This is a genomic window from Kitasatospora sp. NPDC127067, from assembly GCF_042724755.1.
GTDB lineage: Bacteria > Actinomycetota > Actinomycetes > Streptomycetales > Streptomycetaceae > Kitasatospora > Kitasatospora lactacystinica.
In genome coordinates, this window is record NZ_JBHXEM010000233.1 from 1 (window position 1) to 6,340 (window position 6,340).

Below are 6,340 nucleotides of genomic sequence, written 5' to 3' on the forward strand. Positions count from 1 at the left end.
TCATCCAACTCGCCGGTGTCTTCCGGGGCTTGACGCCCTGTCCGACGTTTCAAACTCTAGCCGATCCCCGCTCCGAAAAGCGAATCCGACCGCAACCCAATAAAATGCGCACGCCGAATAAGCACCAGGCCGCAACGTGAAAACGACGAAGCGACCCGGCCCGAACCGGGAAGTGGTGTTTCAGAGGATTGGCTGCCCCGGGACCGTCCGCGCTGACGCGTGTCCGGTGCTCCCTGCCAGGCAGCTCGAAGAACACTAGACCTCCGGCCTCGCCGAGTCAACCGGCGCAACCGGTTTCTCGGCACGCTCCTCCGCCGGCAGCTGGAAGGCCAGGACGGCGACGTCGTCGTCGTGCTCGGAGGTCACGCCCATCGCCCGCAGCAGCCGGGCGCAGATCACCTCGGGGGCGCCCATGGCTCCGGCCAGGGTGCGGGCCAGGAGGTCGAGGCCCTGGTCGATGTCCTCGTCCCGGCGCTCGACCAGTCCGTCCGTATAGAGGACGCCGGTCGTACCGGGGAGCAGGCGCAGGGTGTGGGAGACGTGCAGGCCGCCGCCGGTGCCGAGCGGCGGGCCGTTCTGTTCCTCGCTGCGCAGGATGGTGCCGTCCGGGCAGCGCAGGAGTACGGGGAGGTGTCCGGCGGAGGCGTAGGAGAGGGTGCGGCGCCGCGGGTCCCAGACGGCGTAGGTGCAGGTGGCGATCTGGTTGGCGTCGATCTCCATGGCGAGGCCGTCGAGCAGGCGCATCACCTCGTGCGGGGGCAGGTCGAGGCGGGCGTAGGCGCGGACGGCCGTGCGCAGCTGGCCCATGACGGCGGCGGCGCGCAGGCCGCGGCCCATGACGTCGCCGATGACGAGTGCCGTGCGCCCGCCGTCGATGGCGATCACGTCGTACCAGTCGCCGCCGACCGCGGCCTCGGCGCCGCCCGGCTGGTAGGTGGCGGCGACCCGCAGGCCGGCCGGCTGGTCGAGCTTCTGCGGGAGCAGGCTGCGCTGGAGGGTGACGGCGGCCTCGCGCTGGCGGCGTTCGGCTTCGCGCAGGCGGGCGGCGGCGAGGACCTGGTCGGTGACCTCGGCGGCGAAGATCAGCACTCCGGCGGGCGGCCCCTCGGTGGGGGCGTCGCCGTTCTCCCCGGTGCCGAGCGGGACGCAGGAGACGTTGTAGTAGCGGTTGCCGGTGAGGCCGAGGATGCAGCGGGCCTTGACGCTGCGCGGGCGGCCGCCGCGGATGACCTGGTCCATCAGGGGCAGGACGCCCATGGTGGCGAGCTCGGGGAGGGCCTCGGCGGCGGGCAGGCCGGTGGGGCGTTCGCCGAAGAGTTCGCGGTAGGCCCGATTGGCGTAGCCGAGCTGGTGGAGCGGGCCGTAGGTGACGGCGACCGGGGCGGGGATGCGGTTGAGGACCTCGCGCAGGTTCTGCGGCTTGTGCGGGTCGAGCAGCTCGGCGGTGGCGGCGGGGCTGCTCGGGTCGCGGGGGCCGGGCACGACGACGCCGTCGGGGCAGGGGGCTCCGTCCTCGGTGCCGGTCCCGTGGGGCGGGAGGGCACGCCAGGGGACTCCGGCCAGCCGGGCGCTCCAGCGCATGAGGTTCAAACGACGGCCGCTTCCTCGTTTTCCAGGCATATCATCACTTTTTGTGTGCGCAACAGCACACGGGGTAATGACCAGGTCGGGCTGATCCTGTCAGGCGGAGGCCCGGTTCCGGAAGTCGCGCGCCCGGCGTGGCCGTCCGTTCCGCCCTCCGATCCACCCGCGGGCCCGCCGTTCGGTCGGCCGCCGGCCCGGGTCGACCGGTGGGGTCACCGGGCGGCATCCGGTCCGCCGTCGGACGGCCGGTCGGAGCTCGGGCCGAACCCTCCCTCGAAGGCCGAACGCGGGTGCTCCATCGCGCCCAGCGAGACCACCTCCCGGGAGAACACCCCGCCGAGCACCCAGTCCATCAGCACCCGCACCCGGCGCTCGGCGCTCGGCAGCCGCCGCAGGTGCCGGGCCCGGTGCAGCCACCAGGCCCGCCGGCCGGTGAGCCGGCCGCCGCGCCGGGTGTGGGCGACGGCCCGGCGCAGGCCGAGCGAGGTCGAGCAGGCGGCGGGGCCGGGCCGGTAGTCGGCCAGGCCCGGGGCGTGCGGCCCGCCGTCCAGGGCCACCACGACGTTGCGGGCGAGCAGCTCGGCCTGGGCGAAGGCGTGCTGGGCGTTGGGGGCGCAGGGGGCTCCGTCCGCGTTCGGGTCCGGCACGGCGGCGCAGTCGCCGGCCGCCCAGACGCCGGGCAGGGCGCGTCCGTCCGGGCCGACGGCCTGCAGGGTCGCCAGACATCGCACCCGGCCGAGGGTGTCCAGCGGCAGGTCGGTCTCGCGCAGCAGCGGGGCCGGCCGGACGCCCGCCGTCCAGACCAGGGTGCGGGCGCCGAAGCGGCTGCCGTCGGAGAGCAGCACGACCCGGTCGGCGACGGACTCCAGGGTGGTGTGCAGCCGGATGTCCACGCCGCGCTCGCGCAGCTCGCCGAGGGTGTGCGCGGCCAGTTCGGGCGACTCCTCGGCGAGGATCCGGCCGGTCGCCTCGACCAGGACCCAGTGCAGGTCCTCGGCGCGGACGTTGTGGTAGCCGCGCACGGCGGTGCGGGTCATGTCCTCCAGTTCGGCGAGCGCGCCGACGCCCGCGTAGCCGGCGCCGACGAAGACGAACGTGAGCGCCGACTGGCGCAGCGCCGGGTCGCGGGTGGCGGAGGCGAGGTCGAGCTGCTCCAGGACGTGGTTGCGCAGGCCCACCGCCTCGCCGACGGTGGAGAAGCCGAGGCCGTGTTCCGCGAGGCCGGGCACCGGTGCCGTGCGGGAGACCGAGCCGGGGGCCACCACCAGGACGTCGTAGGGCAGTTCGACCGGTGCGGGGGTCTCGCCGGGGCCGGCGGCGTCGGCCAGGGCGCGTCGGGCGGCGTGTTCGATCCGGGTGATCCGGGCGGTGAGCACCCGGCAGTCCGGCAGGACCCGGCGCAGTGGGACGACCACGTGTCTCGGGTCGATCGAGCCGGCCGCCACCTCGGCCAGCAGCGGGTGGTAGGTGAAGTAGGCCTGCGGCTCGACGACGGTGATCTCCACCTCTCCGCGCCGCAGCCGTTCCCGCAGGGCGCGCTGGAGGTGGAGTGCGGCGGCCGTTCCGGCGCAGCCGCCGCCGGCGATCAGGATTCTGATGGTGCGCCTCCTGCCGATGCGACGTTTCGTCCCGGCCGCCCCGCGGCCGGGGGTGTCCCCCCATCACGCCCCCTATGAAGGACCGGCGGGGGTCGTCTTGTCCACAGTCCGTACGGGGCTGGTTGCGACACGAGTGACCGTCGTGGCCAGTTGTGCTTACTGGGCGACTTTCTGACGCACTTTCGGCCTCGGAGAGTGGTGAACTATGGTCGGATTGTGTACCGGGGCGGCCGTCGCCATGACAATCGGCGGCGACGCACCGTGGAGCGGCCACTACGGCCAGTTCCAGCGTTGGCGTGAGAACCCGACTGGGGGACAGTCATCCGGGGAAGGGTAGTTCCCGGACAGGGCCCCGGACGGTGCCGACGCGCCGAGCCGGACGTGGACCCGGCACGGCGGCACGACCGTGGTCACCGGAACGGGACGGGCGGCACGAGCAATGGGTCATCGGGTCATTTCTGACGGGCTGAGCTGCACCGGGGGGTGCAGGGGCGGGCGACGACAGGGTCCGGTTTCGGACGCCTGCGGGGGAGAGTTGGGATGATGGATCAGGAGCAGGTGTTGGGGCGGGTGGGTGCACCACAGGCCGGACCGGGCACGGTCCCGGAGCAGCGCGGCCCGGTGGACCTGCCGCCGCAGAGCGGGTCGGCGTACTCGGCGGTCGCGTACCGGGCCGAGCCCGCGCCGGCCGCGGTGCCGGTGCCCGGGGCCAGGTTGCGGGTCGACGCCCGGCGGAACCTGGAGAGCGTGCTGCGGGCGGCCCGCGAGGTGTTCGGCGAGTTCGGCTACGGCGCGCCGATGGAGGAGGTCGCACGCCGGGCCGGGGTCGGGGTCGGCACCGTCTACCGGCGCTTCCCGAGCAAGGAGGTGCTGGTCCAGCGGATCGCCGCCGAGGAGGTGGCGTGGCTGACCGCGCAGGCGCGGGAGTCGCTGTACGGCGGTGACGGCGCCTGGGAGGCGCTGGCCGGCTACCTGGCCCGCGCGGTGTCCACCGGCGCCGGGCGGCTGCTGCCGCCGGAGGCGTTCCGGTACGCGGAGGAACTGGGCCGGGTGCCCGAGCAGCGGGCGCCGGAACCGCCCGCGGCGGTCCGCTTCGACCTGCGCGGCGAGGAGGCCCGCTCCGGCGGGGTGGTCGAGCCGTCGGCGGCCGACGCCGATCCCCGGCTGCTGCTCCAGCTGCTGGCCGCCCTGGTGGCGCGGGCCGGTGCGGCGGGCGAACTGCGTCCGGGCGTCACGGTGTCGGACGTGGTGCTGGTGCTGACGGCCTCGGTGCCGGTGCACGCGGCCCGTCCGTCGGTCTCGGCGCAGGCGGCCGGCGGTTTCTCGCCGATTTCTCCGCAGACGGACGGTCAACCGACCGCCGGCCCCTCGGACCGGCTGCTGCAGATCCTGCTGGACGGCCTGCGGGAGCGCTGATACCCGGGCCGACCGGTCCGCCACGCCCGGCGGGTAGGGGAGTTGGAGGGAGGACCGGCGCGCGGCCCGGATGCGCGCGCCGGGTGCGGGAGTCGCACACCCCACCGCCGCACGCTGGGCGAACACCCCCGCGACGGCCCCTCGGAGGAGTGGAAGGCGGTTGGTCCGGCTTCCGCCGGTCCCTGCGCTATGCCATCCTTTGCCCGTGGTTGGAGCCAATGTCCCGATGCGCGCCGTTCGCGCGCCGTCGGCGCCGTACGTCGGGGAACCGTGCGCCTGCGCACTCCCGCGCGCCCTGCCACACTACGGGGGCTGTCGTGGAATCTGGGGTCCGTTGTGAGCGCCGAGGAACAGAACGACTACGGGTACGGCCTCGACTTCGGAGGCCTCTCCGGTGATCCCGACGAGGGGACCTGCAGTCTCAACGGCGTCGGCGGGACGGCCCAAGTGCCGGGCGCCGCAGCGGCTTCGGCCGCCGGACACGTCCCCGACCAGGCCGGGATGCCCAGCCGCGAGACGCTCTCCGCCTCCGCCGCCGCGCTGCCCCCGGGCCGGGTGCCCGGGCAGGCCCCGGCGGGCCGGGGCGGCGTCGCCCCCGAGGCGTTCGTCGGCGACCCCTTCCCCGGCGACGGCCGCACCGCCCGGCCGACCGTGCCCGCCCCCGCCGACCCGGTGGACGGCGAGCGCCCCGCCTCCGACGCCGACTTGACCGCCCGGGTGCGGGCCGGCGACGACACCGCCTACGAGGAGATCTACCGCCGGCACGCCGACTCGGTGCGCCGCTACGCGCGCACCTGCTGCCGGGACAACTTCACCGCCGAGGACCTCGCGGGCGAGGTGTTCGCCCGCACCCTGCAGGCGCTGCGGGCGGGCAAGGGCCCCGAGTTCGCCGTCCGCGCCTACCTGCTGACCGCCGTACGCAACGTCGCCGCCGCCTGGCACCGCAGCGAGCGCCGCGAGCAACTCGTGGACGACTTCGCCGTGTTCGCGCAGACCTCGGCCGCCGTCGTCGACTTCGACCTCGCCGACCCGGGCGCCGACGCCTGGGCGATGGCGATGGCCGACCAGCGGATGGTCATGCAGGCCTACGCCGAACTGCCCGAGGACGACCGGGTGGTGCTCTGGCACACCGAGGTCGAGCGGGAGTCCCCGAAGACCGTCGCGGTGATGCTCGGCAAGACCGCCAACGCCACCGCCGTCCAGGCCCACCGGGCCCGCGACCGGCTCGCCGCCGCGTTCCTCCAGGCGCACGTCTCGGGCAGCCAGGACAGCGGTTGCGAGGCCTACGCCAACCGACTCGGGGCGTACGCGCGGGGCTCGCTGCGCAAGCGGGCCTCGGCGGAGGTCGGCCGGCACCTCAAGGAGTGCGACCGCTGCACGGCCGCCTGCCTGGAACTGACCGAGATCAACACCGGGCTGCGCGCCCTGCTGCCCGGCGGCGTGCTCGTCTGGATCGGCGTCGGTGGCTTCGGCGCCGCCGCGGCCGCCGTGGGCGGTGCCGCCGCCGTCGGCGGAGCGGCAGCCGCCGGGACGGCCGCCGCCTCCGGGTCCTCGGGGGCCGCCGCGGGTGCGGCCGCCGCCGGTTCGACCGGTGCGGCCTCCGGCGGGGCGGGAGCCGCCGCGGCCGGCGAGGGCCTGGGCACCGCCGCCAAGGCCGGGATCGCCGCCGCCATCGCGGTGGCCGCGGCCGCCGTCGCCGCGTACGCGCTCACCGGCGCGCCCGAGCCGGCGCCCCCGGCGGC

The 6,340-nt window shown here is 75.3% G+C and carries 3 protein-coding genes and 1 pseudogene; 2 read left to right on the top strand and 2 right to left on the bottom strand.

Going from position 1 to position 6,340, the window contains the following annotated elements; genetic code table 11:
- Positions 1-312: 312 nt before the first annotated feature.
- Positions 313-1,590, bottom strand: a pseudogene (locus tag ACFWJ4_RS40385) (SpoIIE family protein phosphatase); the annotation flags it as partial.
- 206 nt (positions 1,591-1,796) lie between these two features.
- Complete coding sequence (locus tag ACFWJ4_RS40390) at positions 1,797-3,200, bottom strand: NAD(P)/FAD-dependent oxidoreductase (protein WP_380554180.1); 1,404 nt, start codon at positions 3,198-3,200, stop codon at positions 1,797-1,799.
- Positions 3,201-3,722: 522 nt separating this feature from the next.
- Here ACFWJ4_RS40390 and ACFWJ4_RS40395 point away from each other — a divergent pair.
- Together ACFWJ4_RS40395 and ACFWJ4_RS40400 are read left to right on the top strand one after the other, a co-directional pair.
- Entirely contained in the window at positions 3,723-4,598 is an 876-nt protein-coding gene (locus ACFWJ4_RS40395) for a helix-turn-helix domain-containing protein (protein WP_359915441.1), read from the top strand.
- Positions 4,599-4,934: 336 nt separating this feature from the next.
- The coding region (locus tag ACFWJ4_RS40400) for a sigma-70 family RNA polymerase sigma factor (protein ID WP_380554177.1) at positions 4,935-6,340 on the top strand (1,406 nt) is incomplete at its 3' end.

Excerpts from the sequence above, each read along its gene's own strand:
- ACFWJ4_RS40395 (WP_359915441.1), top strand. The coding sequence starts at position 3,723 with ATGATGGATCAGGAGCAGGTGTTGGGGCGGGTGGGTGCACCACAGGCC.